General features: G+C 65.0%; 13 protein-coding genes. 8 read left to right on the forward strand and 5 right to left on the reverse strand.

The window, feature by feature from the left end; genetic code table 11:
- Positions 1-117: 117 nt before the first annotated feature.
- Positions 118-702 (reverse strand): YceI family protein, encoded by a 585-nt coding sequence (locus ACOJB8_RS34470; protein WP_256094964.1) that lies wholly within the window; start codon positions 700-702, stop codon positions 118-120.
- Between the two features lie 490 nt (positions 703-1192).
- Between ACOJB8_RS34470 and ACOJB8_RS34475 the strand changes: the two genes are divergently transcribed.
- Genes ACOJB8_RS34475 through ACOJB8_RS34485 form a run of 3 tightly spaced genes read left to right on the forward strand, consistent with a single transcriptional unit; the run spans position 1193 to position 3241 of the window.
- Positions 1193-1786: a cytochrome b/b6 domain-containing protein gene (locus ACOJB8_RS34475; protein ID WP_368683785.1), complete on the forward strand. Its 594-nt coding sequence runs from the start codon at positions 1193-1195 to the stop codon at positions 1784-1786.
- A 6-nt stretch (positions 1787-1792) separates the two neighbouring features.
- Positions 1793-2578 (forward strand): molybdopterin-dependent oxidoreductase, encoded by a 786-nt coding sequence (locus ACOJB8_RS34480; protein WP_069267742.1) that lies wholly within the window; start codon positions 1793-1795, stop codon positions 2576-2578.
- 48 nt (positions 2579-2626) lie between these two features.
- On the forward strand, positions 2627-3241 hold the full coding sequence (locus tag ACOJB8_RS34485) for a hypothetical protein (RefSeq protein WP_069267741.1): 615 nt from the start codon (positions 2627-2629) through the stop codon (positions 3239-3241).
- Positions 3242-3699: 458 nt separating this feature from the next.
- On the opposite strand, the gene ACOJB8_RS34490 is transcribed toward ACOJB8_RS34485, so the two are convergent.
- The gene (locus ACOJB8_RS34490; RefSeq protein ID WP_475016636.1) at positions 3700-4950 is read right to left on the reverse strand and encodes an MFS transporter; all 1251 of its coding nucleotides are present in this window, start codon (positions 4948-4950) and stop codon (positions 3700-3702) included.
- 475 nt (positions 4951-5425) lie between these two features.
- Here ACOJB8_RS34490 and xdhA point away from each other — a divergent pair, with 475 nt between their 5' ends.
- The 3 genes from xdhA to xdhC are packed head-to-tail and all read left to right on the forward strand — an operon-like array spanning position 5426 to position 9958.
- Complete coding sequence (gene xdhA, locus ACOJB8_RS34495; protein WP_475016637.1) at positions 5426-6964, forward strand: xanthine dehydrogenase small subunit; 1539 nt, start codon at positions 5426-5428, stop codon at positions 6962-6964.
- A 40-nt stretch (positions 6965-7004) separates the two neighbouring features.
- Positions 7005-9371 carry a xanthine dehydrogenase molybdopterin binding subunit gene (gene xdhB / locus ACOJB8_RS34500; RefSeq protein WP_475016639.1) on the forward strand — a complete coding sequence of 789 codons (2367 nt, stop codon included), beginning with the start codon at positions 7005-7007 and terminating at the stop codon, positions 9369-9371.
- Entirely contained in the window at positions 9368-9958 is a 591-nt protein-coding gene (xdhC, locus tag ACOJB8_RS34505; protein ID WP_475016641.1) for a xanthine dehydrogenase accessory protein XdhC, read from the forward strand. The genes xdhB and xdhC overlap by 4 nt, the downstream gene beginning before the upstream one ends.
- A 74-nt stretch (positions 9959-10032) precedes the next feature.
- On the opposite strand, the gene ACOJB8_RS34510 is transcribed toward xdhC, so the two are convergent.
- The 3 genes from ACOJB8_RS34510 to ACOJB8_RS34520 form a co-directional block, all read right to left on the reverse strand.
- Positions 10033-11043, reverse strand: coding sequence for a LysR family transcriptional regulator (locus ACOJB8_RS34510; protein WP_475016643.1), 1011 nt, complete (start codon positions 11041-11043; stop codon positions 10033-10035).
- Positions 11044-11202: 159 nt separating this feature from the next.
- The gene (locus ACOJB8_RS34515; protein ID WP_342947738.1) at positions 11203-11856 is read right to left on the reverse strand and encodes a 2-hydroxychromene-2-carboxylate isomerase; all 654 of its coding nucleotides are present in this window, start codon (positions 11854-11856) and stop codon (positions 11203-11205) included.
- Positions 11857-11935: 79 nt separating this feature from the next.
- Positions 11936-13435, reverse strand: a complete 1500-nt coding sequence (locus tag ACOJB8_RS34520) for a TAXI family TRAP transporter solute-binding subunit (RefSeq protein ID WP_368603934.1) — start codon at positions 13433-13435, stop codon at positions 11936-11938.
- Between the two features lie 570 nt (positions 13436-14005).
- Between ACOJB8_RS34520 and ACOJB8_RS34525 the strand changes: the two genes are divergently transcribed.
- Positions 14006-14359, forward strand: a complete 354-nt coding sequence (locus tag ACOJB8_RS34525) for a BON domain-containing protein (protein ID WP_069267735.1) — start codon at positions 14006-14008, stop codon at positions 14357-14359.
- A gap of 337 nt (positions 14360-14696) precedes the next feature.
- Positions 14697-14957 carry a hypothetical protein gene (locus ACOJB8_RS34530; RefSeq protein ID WP_158757093.1) on the forward strand — a complete coding sequence of 87 codons (261 nt, stop codon included), beginning with the start codon at positions 14697-14699 and terminating at the stop codon, positions 14955-14957.
- The last annotated feature ends 9 nt before the right edge of the window (positions 14958-14966 follow it).

Raw genomic sequence — 14966 nt, forward strand, 5'->3', positions numbered from 1 at the left:
GCCAACCACAACGTCAACGATCAAGGTTGCAAAAACGGGGGTGACCATAGATTTTTTTATGGCTCCTGGCAGATTCCCGGGATAGGTCTCTGTTCGAACCGGAAGCAGACCGCCGATTCACGGATCGGCACGTTCCCTGACAAATTCGGCACGGATTCTCATGTGCACGTCATCCCCGACTGCCGAGGACCATTTCGTCAGACCGAACGCTGCCCGGCTGAAATGGCCGTCGGCGGAGAAGGCCAGCGTCTCGGGAGCGCCCGGTGGATCGTCCGGAGCTGTGTCGAAGGTGACATCGAGCGTGACGGGGCGAGTCGTCGTGCGGATCGTCAGATCCCCTGTCAACAGGCCATTGAACGGACCGATCCGGACAAGGCGGGTGCTGACGAAGCGAATGGCCGGATAATGCGCCACGTCGAGCATGCCGCCGCTTTCGACGATTCGGGTGACAAACGGCGCGTTCGCTTCGAGGCTTGTCGCGTCGATCGTCACCACCACGCGGCCCGAAGCCGCGCCCTGGAATCCATCGAGCTCGGCACCTACGCGGCTAAAGCGCATCGTGAGATTCGAGTGCCAGGCGTTCGCGACGTCGAATGTCACACCGGAACGGGCCGGATCGAGCCGATACTGTGCCAGCGGTGCGGACGTGTCGACAGGAGCGGCGCTGACCCCGACAGCTGCAATGGCAGTGCAGGCAAACATTGCGATTGCGCTTGCGTGGGGTTTGAGACAAACCATGGTCACGCCACGCCGACGGATGGGGTTGCGACCCAGCACGCTCTTTTACCTCCACTTTTCCGGGCGGGAGCCGCCCGCGGCGAGCAGCAATCGCATGTGCTCGGACGCGCGCAAAAGTTGTGCCGCCACCGTACTGACAGGTGGAGCACCCCCTTTGGTTGCCGGCATGCCCCATTCACGCGGAAAGCATCTGTCGAGATAGCACCACGGCCTTGTGACGAAATGAGGACACCGGGAAACGTTCTGCATGCTCCCTTTATTTCACTGCGCTTGAAAGCCCGATGCGCTCAACGTGATTTCGGCGTTCGTGCCTGTCGGAAAACTGAAAGGAAAAAATTCCCGGCAGCAGTGGAATAGGGACGTGAGTAGGAGGTTTACCCACCAACAAGGAGCCGACCACGGAACGATCGGGCCAGATCCGATCGCAGACGAACAACTTCCACGAAACCTGCACATGAGCCGAACGATCATTCAGCCTCTCTGGGTCCGCGCGACACACTGGATCAACGCCGTCGCGGTCGTGCTGATGGTGACCAGCGGCTGGCAGATTTACGATGCCTCGCCTATCTTTGCCGGCCTGAAATTTCCCGCGAGCATGACCTTGGGCGGCTGGCTGGGCGGCGCATTGCAGTGGCATTTCGCGATCATGTGGGTGCTGGTCGCGAATTACCTCGTCTACGTGTGCCTCAATCTCCTTTCAAGGCGCTTGTGGAGAAAGCTTCTCCCGATCCGCTTGAGTACGCTACGCCGGGACCTTGTCGCCGCGCTGCGCGGCAAGCTGGCACACGAAGATCTGGCGCGCTACAACGCCGTTCAGAAACTGGCGTATGTCGTGGTTATCGTCGACATCGCAGTCGTGATCCTTTCCGGCCTCGCGGTCTGGAAATCGGTTCAGTTTCCCCTGCTGCGAACGCTCATGGGGGGGTACGACAACGCACGGGTCGTCCACTTCTTCGCCATGAGCGTTCTCGTAGCGTTTTTCGTGGTGCACGTCGTCATGGTCGCGCTTGTGCCGCGCTCGCTGCGCCTGATGGTTCGCGGACGGTGATCGAACATGCCCTCTCGCAAAAAACCACTCAATGCGTTTCTCGTTTCAAACGCGGATTCGATCATCAAGGACGCTCGCGGCGAATTGAAGAGTCCCGCTCGCAGGTTGCTCGGCAGACACATACTCACGCTCGGCGGCATTGCGTTGCTATCGGGCTGCGATCTCTCGAACGACAAGTCGGTCAATACCATGCTGCGCAAGATGTCGTTCTTCAATGACCGCGTGCAGGCGCTGCTGTTCGATCCGAACAAGATGGCGCCGACGTATCCGGAGTCGATGATCACGCGGCCTTTCCCTTTCAACGCGTTCTATGACATCGACGACGTACCGGAAGTCGATTCTGCGACCTATCGGCTGCAAGTGGGAGGACGTGCGAACGGCAAACGCATATGGACCCTCGACGAACTACGAGCGCTGCCACAGGAAAGCCAGATCACGCGTCATATCTGCATCGAGGGCTGGAGCGCCATTGGGCACTGGGGCGGTGTGCGTTTCTCTGATTTTCTCCGCCGTGCCGGGGCCGACACGACAGCGAAGTACGTCGCGTTCCATTGTGCCGACAACTATTGGACCAGCATTGATATGCCAACAGCGTTGCACGCGCAAACGTTGCTTACGCTGACCTATGACGGGGACGTGCTGCCGCCGAAATACGGCTTTCCGATGAAGCTGCGCATGCCGACCAAACTCGGCTACAAGAATCCAAAGCATATCGTCGCCATCACGGTGACGAACGAGTATCCCGGCGGTTACTGGGAGAACCAGGGCTACAACTGGTTCGGCGGTTCCTGAAGTGCAATCGACTCTTTCCTCAACGCATATCCGCTACATGGAGCATTCATGACCATTCGACTCAAAGTTGCAGCGACCCTTGCCGCAATGGCGCTTGCCGGCAGCGCGCTGGCGCAAACGCCTGACGCGAAGCCCGTGCGTATTCGCGGCAGTATCGTTTCTCTCGATGGCGATGTTCTCAAGGTCCATCGACGCAGTGGCGATACGGTGTCGATCGACCTTGCGGCCAACGTTCCCGTCTCGTCTGTCAAGGCGATGCAGCTATCCGACATCAAGCCGGGTACGTTCGTCGGCACGGCCGCGACGACCGGTACTGATGGCAGGCTGACGGCGACCGAAGTCGTGGTCTTCCCGGAAGCCGCGCGCGGCACGGGCGAGGGACACTACGCGTGGGACCTCGGCCCGAACAGCACGATGACCAACGCGAATGTCGATACTGTCGTGCAGGGCACGGACGGCCGCAATCTGAAGCTGTCGTACAAGGGCGGCAGCAATGAGGTCACGGTACCGCCCAATGTACCGATCGTCACCTTCGTGCCGGCTGCGCGCTCCGATCTGGCGCCAGGCAAGCAAGTGTTCGTGGTCGCGAAATCCGCGTCACAGGGTGCGTATGCCGCGCAGCGCGTGGTGGTCGAAAAGAACGGCGTCGTCCCGCCGATGTAAGCGAACGCGTTCGGGTTTCCCGGAAGTTCCTGGGCAACCACACAATCCGCGCGCCGGACCGGAACGCGAACGACTTTTCAGTCCGGCGTGCCTTGTGGGCCAGGAAGTTTGCGCCCGGCGACGTACCGCGCAATGCGGCTTGCGGTGCTCAATAGCCACCGCCTGAAGAGTTGGTTGAACTGCTCGACGCGCCGTTACCGCCTTGATTCATATCGCCACTCGCGGCAACGGACCCGGAAACCGCGGCCATGCCGAGGCAGACGAGACACGCAAGAACCATCCTGAATCGCTTCATGATGATTTCCTCCTGGGTAAGCTCGCAGGAAGTCCCGCGCAGGGGCATCCGGCGAAGCATTAGCCGCGCTATTGCCAACGACGCCGACCTGCGGGTGCATTGCGGACGCGTCGCGCGGCTTGTCGCGAACGCTGGCATCGACATAGTAACTAACGCCGCGCGCCTACGACTTATTCCCCGCGGCGGGGTTTGCGTTGCTCGTGCTTTGCGTACCTTGTCCCGCGTGCGCGCGCACGCTCTTGCGATGAAGCGAAACCGAAAGCGCCACGGCGGACGCTGCGGCGATCGCGGCGAAAAGAAACACCGACCCATAGCCGAACAGATTCGCCACGTAGCCTGCGAGCGGGCCGGTAATGCCCAGCGAGAGATCGAGGAACACGGAGTAGGCCGAGAGCGCCGCGCCGCGGCTGGCGGGCGGCACGAGCCCGACCGCCTCGACGCCGAGCGCCGGGAACACGAGTGCGAAGCCGAAGCCGGTGAGCGCCGCGCCCGCGAGCGCGACTTGCGGCGTGGGCGCGAGCCACAGCAGCAAGAGGCCCGCGCATTCGCACGAGAACGAGACGATGGCGACGCGGAAGCCGCCGAAGCGCTTGATGGTATTGGCGAACAATAGACGCGCGCCGATGAACATCAGACCGAACACCGTGAGCGTGAACGCGGCGTTGGGCCAGTGGCGCGCGGCGTAGAACAGCGTGATGAAGGTCGCGATGGAGCCGAAGCCCGCCGAGCCGAGCGCGAGGCCGATGCCGTGCGGCAGCACGCGCGTGAACACGCTGCGGTACGACATGCGCTCGCCGTGCACGACCGGCACCGGCGCGATGGGGCGCGCGAGCCAGAAGCCGAGCGCGGCCATTGCGATGACCGAAATGCCGAGCATCCAGTATCCGAGGGCGTGCGCCATCACGACGCCCAGCGGCGCGCCGATCGCGAGTGCGCCATAGGTGGCGATGCCGTTCCACGAGATCACCTTCGCGTTGTGCGCGGTGCCCACGCGGCCGATGCCCCAGAGGATCGCGCCGGTGCCGCACAGGCTTTCGCCGCAGCCGAGCAACAGGCGGCTCACCACCAGCAGCGCGAGCGAGAGGCCGGGCCAGTGATCGACGAGCGTGCCGAGCAGCAGCAGCACGCCGCTCGAGCCGCAGATCGTCAGGCCGATCGTCACGGTTTTCTTGGGGCCGAGCGTATCCGCCGAGCGGCCCGCGAGCGCGCGTGAGCAGAGCGTCGCGATGTACTGCACGCTGATGGCGGCGCCCGCCACCACGGTGCTGAAGCCGAGGTCGTTGTGCACGTAGCCCGGCAGCACGGCGAGCGGAATGCCGATCGTCAGGTAGCAGAGGAAGGTGAAAAAGACGACCGGAATGATCTGCAGGGTCGTCGACGCGGCTTTGCGCGGGGGCGCCAAATCAGCGGACATGGGGAAAATGCGGATGGAAAACGGCGGGAAAGGCGTGATTGTCCCATGGAACCGGTTTTTATGCAGAAACTGAAAAGCTGTTCCGGCCCGCGGAACACGGGTTTTCTGCGCTGATGACGGCCTTTTGCAACCTGGAAGCCAGCTGCGAAGATCCCGCGATTTTGCGCGACGTTGGCGGCAATTCGCGTTGCAGCGGCGCCTTGGCCCGACCGTGCGGGCGGAGAAATCAGCGTCCGAACGGGTTAATAGTCAGTCGAATATGTCCGATATTCGCAAATTGGCCCTGAAATCGCGCAATCGAGACGCTTCGACATAAGCACAGCCGCACTGCAGCACACCGATTTATCGACTCAACGATATATCCCCCATGCTCCTCTCGCTATGGGTTGCAAATATTGGCAGTGATAGTTTTCGAACCGTCCACTCGAGCGGCATACGCCTTTTGCGAGCCGCATCCAACGACGAGCCAGAAACCATGAGCCAGCCGATCCGCTTTTACCACCGCAACGCGATTCGCGAAGTCAGCGACGCGGGCGTCACCCGCACCGTTCTCCAGTACCTGCGCGAAGACGCGCGCTGCACCGGCACCAAGGAAGGCTGCGCCGAAGGCGACTGTGGCGCCTGCACGGTCGTGGTGGGCGAGCGCAACGAGGCGGGCGGCGTGAGCTTCAAGGCCGTCAACGCCTGCATCCAGTTCCTGCCGACGCTCGACGGCCGCGCGCTCTTCACCGTCGAAGACCTGCGCCAGCCCGACGGCTCGCTGCACCCCGTGCAGCAGGCCATGGTCGACTGCCACGGCTCGCAATGCGGTTTTTGCACGCCGGGCTTCGTGATGTCGATGTGGGCGCTCTACCAGAAGCATGGCCACGAGCACGCGGGCCAGCCCAACCACGCCTGTGCCACGAAGGGCGCGTGCAGCGTGCCTTCGCGCGACGAGATCGCCAATGCGCTCACGGGCAACCTGTGCCGCTGCACGGGCTACCGGCCGATCCTCGACGCCGCCGAGCAGATGTTCAAGGCCGATGCGCCGAAGCAGCCCATCGACGTGAAGGCGCTCGCCCAGACGCTCGCCACGATCGAGCGCAAGGACACCTTCCACTACGAGAGCCGCGGCCAGCAGTACGACGCGCCGCGTACCGTCGACGCGCTCGCCGCCATCAAGGCCGCGCGCCCCAACACGCGCATCCTCGCGGGCAGCACCGACATCGGCCTGTGGGTCACGAAGCAGATGCGCGAACTTGGCGACATCGTCTACGTGGGCCAGGTCGACGCGATGCGCCGCATCGACGTGAGCGACGACTGGATCGAGATCGGCGCGGGCGTAACCGTCGAGCGCGGCTATGCGGCACTCGCGAAGCATTACCCGGAACTCGAAGAGATGTGGCAGCGCTTCGCCTCGCTGCCGATCCGCAACGCGGGCACGATCGGCGGCAACGTCGCGAACGGCTCGCCCATCGGCGACTCGATGCCCGGGCTCATCGCGCTCGGCGCGCGCGTGGTGCTGCGCGGCGGCGAGATCGAGCGCGAAATGCCGCTCGAAGACCTCTACCTCGCCTATCAGAAGAAGGACATGGCCGAGCACGAGTTCGTGCTCGCGCTCAAGGTGCCCACGCGCACCGGCGCGCGCGCGAACCTGCGATTTCGCACCTACAAGGTCTCGAAGCGCTTCGACTCGGACATCTCGGCCGTGTGCGCCGCCTACGCCTATATCGCCGATGGCGACGTGATCCGCGAGCCGCGCATTGCGTTCGGCGGCATGGCCGCTACACCAAAGCGCGCGACTCACGTGGAAGGCGTGCTCGCCGATGCGCAGTGGCACGAAGCCACCGCCCAGGCCGCGATGATCGCGCTCGGCAAGGACTACGCGCCGCTATCCGACATGCGCGCGACGAGCGACTACCGCCTCGAAGCCGCGAAGAACACGCTGTACCGTTTCTGGCTCGAAACGCGTCCGCATAACCCGCTCGCGCCGCAAGCGCTCAATGTGCGCAACGTAGCCGCAGAAACCGCTTGAGACATTCGGGAAACGGAAAAGACATACGGAGAACGAAACAATGAACCAGCAAGCCGAACCGTTCCTGGACGAACTCAAGGCACGCGAGCCCTTCGCGCAAGTGCACGTCTCGCGCCCGCACGAATCCGCGCATCTGCACGTGAGCGGCCGCGCCACCTATACCGACGACATTCCGGTCGTGGCCGGCACGCTGCACGCCGCCCTCGGGCTTTCGCAGAAGCCGCACGCCCGCATCGTGTCGATGAACCTCGCGAAGGTGCGCGCGACGCCGGGTGTCGTAGCGGTGCTCACCGCCGAGGACATTCCCGGCGTGAACGACTGCGGCCCGATCATCCACGACGATCCGGTGCTCGCCGACGGCGTCGTGCAGTACGTGGGCCAGCCCATGTTCATCGTGGTGGCGACGTCGCACGACACGGCGCGCCTCGCCGCGCGCCGCGCCGAGGTGCAGTACGAAGAGCTGCCCGCCGTGCTTACGGCGCAGCAGGCGCGCGCCGCGCAGCAGTCGGTGCTGCCGCCGATGAAGCTTGCGCGCGGCGAGGCGTCCACGCGCGCGGCACGCGCCGCGCATCGGCATGAAGGCGAGATGCTGCTGGGCGGCCAGGAGCAGTTCTACCTCGAAGGCCAGATTGCCTACGCGGTGCCGAAGGACGACGACGGCATGCACGTGTGGTGCTCCACGCAGCACCCGAGCGAGATGCAGCACCTCGTCGCGCATGTGCTGGGCGTCGCCTCGCACAACGTGCTCGTGGAATGCCGCCGTATGGGCGGCGGCTTCGGCGGCAAGGAATCGCAGTCGGGCCTCTTTGCCTGCTGCGCGGCGCTCGCCGCCTGGAAGCTCCTGTGCCCCGTGAAGCTGCGCCCTGACCGCGACGACGACATGATGGTCACGGGCAAGCGCCACGATTTCCACTACACCTACGAAGTGGGCTACGACGACGAGGGCACGATCGAAGGCGTGTCGGTCGACATGACCTCGCGCTGCGGCTTTTCCGCGGACCTGTCCGGCCCGGTGATGACGCGCGCGGTTTGCCACTTCGACAACGCCTACTGGCTGCCCGACGTGTCGATCGCCGGTTTCTGCGGCAAGACCAACACGCAGTCGAACACGGCGTTTCGCGGCTTCGGCGGCCCGCAGGGCGCGTTCGCGATCGAGTACATCATGGACGATGTGGCGCGCACGCTCGGCCTCGATTCGCTCGACGTGCGCCGCCGCAATCTCTACGGCAAGACGCAGAACAACGAAACGCCCTATGGCCAGGTCGTCGAGGACAACGTCATTCACGAACTGATCGACGAGCTGGTGGAAACGAGCGGCTATCGTGCGCGCCGCGCCGCGATTCGGGAATTCAACGCGAACAACGATGTGCTCAAGAAGGGCATTGCGCTCACGCCGGTCAAGTTCGGCATTGCGTTCAACGTCACGCACTTCAACCAGGCGGGCGCGCTCGTTCACATCTATACCGACGGCTCGGTGCTCGTGAACCACGGCGGCACCGAAATGGGCCAGGGCCTGAACACGAAGGTCGCGCAGGTGGTGGCGCACGAACTGGGCATCGAGTTCGGCCGTGTGCGCGTGACCGCGACGGACACGAGCAAGGTCGCGAACACGTCCGCCACGGCGGCATCGACGGGCACCGATCTGAACGGCAAGGCGGCACAGGACGCCGCACGCCAACTGCGCCAGCGCCTCGCCGCGCTGGCGGCGACGACCTACGGCAAGGGCGAAATCAGCGCCGCGGACGTGGGCTTTGCCAACGACTCCGTGATCGTGGGCGAGACGGTCGTGCCGTTCGAGACGTTGGTGTCGAAGGCCTACCTCGCGCGCGTCCAGCTCTGGTCCGATGGCTTTTACACCACGCCCAAACTGTACTGGGATCAGGCCACGCTGCGCGGGCGGCCGTTCTACTACTACTCGTATGGCGCGGCGGTATCGGAAGTCGTGATCGACACGCTCACGGGCGAAATGCGCGTGCTGCGCGCCGATGCGCTGCACGACGTGGGCGCGTCGCTGAATCCGGCGCTCGACGTGGGCCAGGTGGAAGGCGGTTTCATTCAGGGCATGGGCTGGCTCACCACGGAAGAACTGTGGTGGAAGCCGGACGGCAAGCTCATGACGCACGCGCCGTCCACCTACAAGATCCCGACCGTAAACGACTCGCCAGCGGAATTCAACGTGCGGCTCTTCAAGAACCGCAACGCGGAAGACAGCATCCACCGCTCGAAGGCCGTGGGCGAGCCGCCGCTGTTGCTGCCGTTCTCGGTGTTCTTCGCGATTCGTGACGCCGTGGCGAGCGTGGCCGATTACCGCTTCAATCCGCCTATGAATGCGCCGGCCACCGCCGAGGAAATCCTGAAGGGCGTGCGCGCGGTGCGGGCGATGGCGCGCGAGGGGGCTGCAAAATGAATCGTCATCCTCAGCATTGCGTGCGCGTCGACGAAACCGGGCGCGTGATCATCGGCCGCCACAGCACGCCGGTGCCGCACTACGGGCCGATGCACATCGTGCTGTTCGGCGCGGGCCACGTGGGCCATGCGCTCGTCACGCTGCTCGGTATGCTGCCGTGCGTGGTGCAGTGGGTGGACGAGCGCGACAAGCTGTTCCCCGACGAGGTGCCCGCCAACGTGCAGATCGAAGCGACGGACACGCCGGCGGCCATCGTCGACGAAGCGCCGGCGGGCGCGTACTTCCTCGTGATGACGCACAATCACGCGCTCGACTTCGAGTTGAGCGAGCGCATCATGCGGCGGCGCGATTTCGCGTGGTTTGGCCTCATCGGCTCGAAAACGAAGCGCGTGAAGTTCGAGCGGCGGCTCATGGAGCGCGGCGTGGAAGCCGAGCGCATGGACGAGATGACGTGCCCGATCGGCGTGACGGGGATCGTCGACAAGGCGCCTGCGTCGATTGCGGTGGCGGTCGCCGCGCAACTCATGCAGATGCGGGTGGTGCAGCGCCCGGCGGTGGTGAGAACGGTCGCGCTCGAGCGCGCCTGATTCCACGCGCCATACAAGCGAAACGGGCGCGCCTCGATGATGAGGGCGCCCGTTTGCGTTCGCTTTGCGTTATTTCAGGCAGCTTCGAGCGGCGGCGTGGGCGTCGCTTCGCTCTTCGCGCTCGCGGCCTTCTTCGTCGCGGCACGCTTCGTCCCGCGCTCGGCGGTCAACGATCCCGACACCTCTTCGATCAATCCGCGCAGCCATCCGACATCGCTCGGCCTGTCCGGCTGCGGATGCCACATCTGATAGCAGTGAATGCGCGGAAACGCGAACGGCGTCTCGACGACGGCGATGGGCAAGAGCCTCGCGTAGTGCTGCGCGAAGCGCCGCGTCGTCGTGAAGATCAGATCCGATTTCAGCAAGACCTGCGGCACGAGTCCGAAGTAGGGCAGCGTCGCGACGATGCGGCGCTCGGCTTTCGCCTTCGCAAACCCCAGATCGATCGCGCTCGCATGGGAGCCCGTATAGGGCGTGGGTGCGAGATGGGGAGCTGCAAGATACGCCTCGCGCGTGAGTTCGCGGCGCGCGAGCGGATGGTCCGCGCGCATCATGCAGACGACCTTGTCGGAGAAGAGGTCGCTGCGCGCGAAACGCGCCTCGGGCTTCGGCCAGTTGCCGATCACGATGTCGAGTTCGCCCGCGTCCAGCGCGCCGTGATGATCGAGCGTGGGCGAGAGTGAGAGGATCTCCAGCCGCGCCGCCGGCGCCGTCTCGCGAAAGCGCGCGATCAGCGTCGGCATGAAGAAGTCGTTGAGGTAGTCGGGGGCGGCGAGGCGGAACGTGCGCTTCGAGCGTTCCGGGTCGAAGTCGCCGTGCGGCGTGGCCACGAACTCCACGTCGCGCAGTATGCGCTGCGCGTGCTGCAGCAGCGACGCGCCGTACTCGGTCGGCACCATGCCGGCCTTGCCTCGCACGAGGATCGGATCGCCCAGGATCTCACGCAGCCGGCGCAGTGCGGTGCTGATGGCGGGTTGGGTCTGGTTCAGGCGCAGCGCGGCCTGTGTGACGCTGCGCTCGACCAGCAGCGTGCGCAACACGCGCACCAGCCAGATGTCGAGGGTGAGGGCGTTATCGTCGTCCATGGGGTGTGGCGGGCAAGGGCGCGTGCGCGACGACGCATAGCGTTGCGCGCACGGATTCAGCCATAACCATATGCCTGCTCGCGCGCCACCGCCATAGGGTGCGCGGCATGACCGGCATCAGAACGGCACGCGTTGGATGGTTCCGCGGCGCGCAGCCCGTCACTCGGTAACCGGTTTCGCGAGCCCCGAAGGCAGCGTGCTGATGCGCTTGACCTCGCGCGAGTCGAGCCAGTTCGGGCTGCGTGCGCAGTAGAGCACCATCGGCAAGGCGTCTTCGCCCCAGAAGAGCTGCTTGTTCATCCAGAACGTCGGCACGCCGAATACGCCCATCGCGATCGCGTCGTTGGTGTTGCGGCGCAACTGCGCGCGCACGACTTCTTCCTCGATCAGCGACTCGCCGTGCGGAATGCCCACGCGCTCGCAAAGCTGCTCGAAGCCCTCGTCGCTCGACGGGTCGCGCCCCTCGCGCCAGATGAAGCGGAAGATCTCGCGCACGCACGCGAACTCGCCGCCCGCCGCAATGGCGAGCAGCATCGGCCTGACCGAGTCGAACGGATGAGCGGGCGGCATCTTGAACGGAATGCCGAGTTGCTCGGCGCGAAAGAGCGCGTGCCGGTACGTGAACACGCGCTTGGCCGGGACCGCGGAGCCGAACGGCTGGCCCCAGTGGCGGTATAGCTCGGAAAGCAGCACCGGCGTCGGCACGAAATCGAAGCCGGGCCACTTGTCTTGCTGCTCCAGCAACAGATACGAAAACGGCGACACGAAGTCGTAGAACCAGGCCGGCTGGCTGGCGTCGATGCCGTCGATCATGCTGTTCCTCCTCTCCAGGGCGATATCCGGGCCATTGCTTGCATGGCCCATTGTTCGGTTCAAAATGCGTGCAGCGGCGCTAATGCGTGCGCTCGCCTGTTTCATTGCCGCCGCTTTCGTTTGCATGGCTCGCCTCTGTACCCGCTGTGCCTGCGTCGTTGCTGCCGCCTTCCGGCGCCTCTGCCTCTTCTGCGCTTTCCGCTGTCTGCTCTTCTTCTGCCCCAACGCCTGCGTCCGGCGCTTCGCGCGTGCCGGACAGCCGCGCGCGCACGAAGCCGATATGCTCGCGCAGCACGTAGAACTGCTCCGCGTAGGCGAGCGGCATTTTCATGCCGTTCACCGATTCCTCGATCTTGTCGAGCTGGCGGATCAGCGCCCGGCGCTCGGTGGGCGAGTTGTCGGCCATCGCGGCGCGCTCGAGTGCGATGAGCGAGCCGTACCAGCGGTAGATGCGCGATTTTACCCGCCACGCGTAGAGCGAAGGCACGATCCGCAAGCCCGGGATCAGCACGACGATGATCGGCACGAGCAGCACCACGAGCCGGTCGGCGAGGCTCGCCACCCAGAAGGGCAGCACGCGGTAGAGGAAGCTCTTGCCCGACTTGTAGTAGCGCGCGGCGTCGGCGCTGATCGGGAAGTCCTGGGCGCGCGGCGCGGGGAATTCGCCCGCGCGCTGCAGCAACGTGGAGCGGCCGTGCACTTCCTTGGCCGCTTCGATCAGGAGGTCGGAGAGCGCGGGATGCAGTGAGTCGCGCGCGACCAGTTCTGCCGTCGGCGCGATGAAATGCAGGGGCGCTGCCGGCAGGTTGCGGCCGAAGTCGAACGCGCCCATCGGGATCGTGATGGCCGTGAGGAACGGAAAGCGCCGCGCGTAGGCGTCGGCCTGGACGAAGTCGAAGAAGCGCACGCCCGGCATGCGCATGAGGCGGCCCATGACGGGCGGCTGCGCGGAGTCGCCCGCGAGAATCGCGACGTCGATCTTGCCGGCCACGAGTTCGCGCGCGGCGTCGTCGCCGGAAAGCGGCAAAAGCCTGGTCGGGCCGCCGGGCTCGATGCCGTTCGCCTTGAGCAGCGTGAGCGCGAGCTCGCGCGTGCCGCTGCCCTCGGCGCCGATGGCGATGCGCTGGCCTTCGAACTGCGAGAGCCGCGTGGCGACGGGGCCGTGATAGAACACCACGAGCGGCACGTAAGCCACGCTGCCGAGCGACACGAGGCCGCCTGGCACCTTGCTCGCGAGGCCGTCCTGCACGAACGCGACGTCGACGTTCGACTTCGGGTCGGCGAGACGCTGCAGGTTCTGCGCCGAGCCTTCCGATTCGAGCACTATCAGCGTGATGTTGTTGCGCGCGAGGATGGCCTTGTACTTTTCCGCGGCGTTCCAGAAGGTGCTGCCCTTGGGCCCGGCGCTCATGGTCAGCGTGCTGGGCGGCGCGGGCTGGATGAGGCGCACTGCGAGCCAGATGGCCGCCGCGCTCACGAGCAGGATGGGACCGAACGTGACAGCCAGGTCGCGCCACGAGATCGCCACGAAGCGCGCGACGAGACGGGGAGGAGGTTTGCGGCCGGTGCGGGACTTCATCGGGGTGGGGCGGGCCTCGGGTAGTTCGGGGGAGTGCGGGTCGGGTCCGCGTCGGGTCCGGCGCTGGCGCCGGGTCGGCTCAGGCGCGCGCGCCGCGCGGGCTCTGTGGTGCCGATGGTACATGAGATTCGGCGTTGCGGCGGCATGCCCGCGTGCCTCGCGGAACAGCTTAAGCGCATGCCGCATGCGCCTGAGCTAAACTCTTTGCGCTTGCGCCACAGCCAGGCTAAATTGTGGTTCGCCTGCTGCGCTTCGCAAGGCGCGCCGGGGCCCGGGAGGGGTGGAGAAGTTGAACGAGCGGGCTCGCGCGAGCATCAATTCAAAACAACAGGAAACGGGCGCAGACCTGTTCCGGCGGGTGTAATTCGACGTCCTTTCATCCTTTTGCCTCTCGCATCGCGTCCAGACCCTGGCCGTGCACACACGCATTGCGCGCTGTGCACGGCCATCGGTAGTGGTAACAGCCGTCAGACCATGGCTGACGGGCGGCCTCCGAGCCGTCCTCCGGCAAGGCAGGCGGTCCTATTGCAGACAACAACCCGCAACAACGCGAAGACACAAGGAGAAAATATGAAATCGGTCGCTATTCTGAAGACGCTGGGCGTGGCGCTGTGCCTGTCGGTAGCTTGCAGCGCGTCGTACGCGCAGGACGAGTCGGCAAGTGCTCCCGCCGCCACCACGGCCGCTCCGGCCACCTCGGCCAAGAAGGCCGACCGCAAGCTGGGCTACACGGTGCGCAAGGCGCTCTCGAAGACCCAAGGCCTCGACGTTTCCAAGCTCAACGTGCGCTCGCACGGTGGCGCTGTCACGCTGACCGGCACGGTGCCGGATCAGGGCCAAATCGACAAGGCTGGAGAAGTCGCGAAGGGTGTGCCTGGCGTGACGTCGGTCTCGAACAAGCTGACGGTCAGAGTGGAGCAATAAACGCAGCAGCGCGCCCTGGAAACGGGGCGCCTGTGCTCGAGCGACAGCAAAAAGCCCGGCCGCTACAGGCCGGGCTTTTTTTGTGCGCATAGGTCTGGCAGGCGTAAGGTTGGCGTGTGCTTCGGGGCAGTTATCGTTCGAAGCCGGCAGCTTGTCCGCGTAACGCGTGAACCTGCAGCCTGCAAACGCAAGCGGCATGCGATTGCGTCATGTTGCACTGCAGCCGCCAAAGTGTAGTTTGACACACAGTCTTCCCGCCGTTGGGGGTATACCGTGGGTATCGCGCGTCTTTCCCGAGGTCGAGCGCGGCCTCATCGCTGGAAAGCAGGAAATCGCCATGACCATTCACACCTACACCGACTTGCCGCTCGTCGACCGGGCGGCCTTCGAGCTGGCCTGTGCGCGGCACGGCTTTGCGCCCATGCAGTTCGACATTCGCGGCGAAGCCGATCCCAACGACCCGGACCATGGCGACATGCTGATCGTGCGGCGCGGCGCCTGGGCGCAGGCTTACCGCATCGACGCCCGCGGCCAGTGGCTGCGCCAGTTCGAGGTTGATCTCAACGGGAGATTTTTCCGCCAGGCGCCCCACGCCTGAGCGTGCGCG

The sequence above is a fragment of the Paraburkholderia sp. BR10141 genome, from assembly GCF_056155635.1.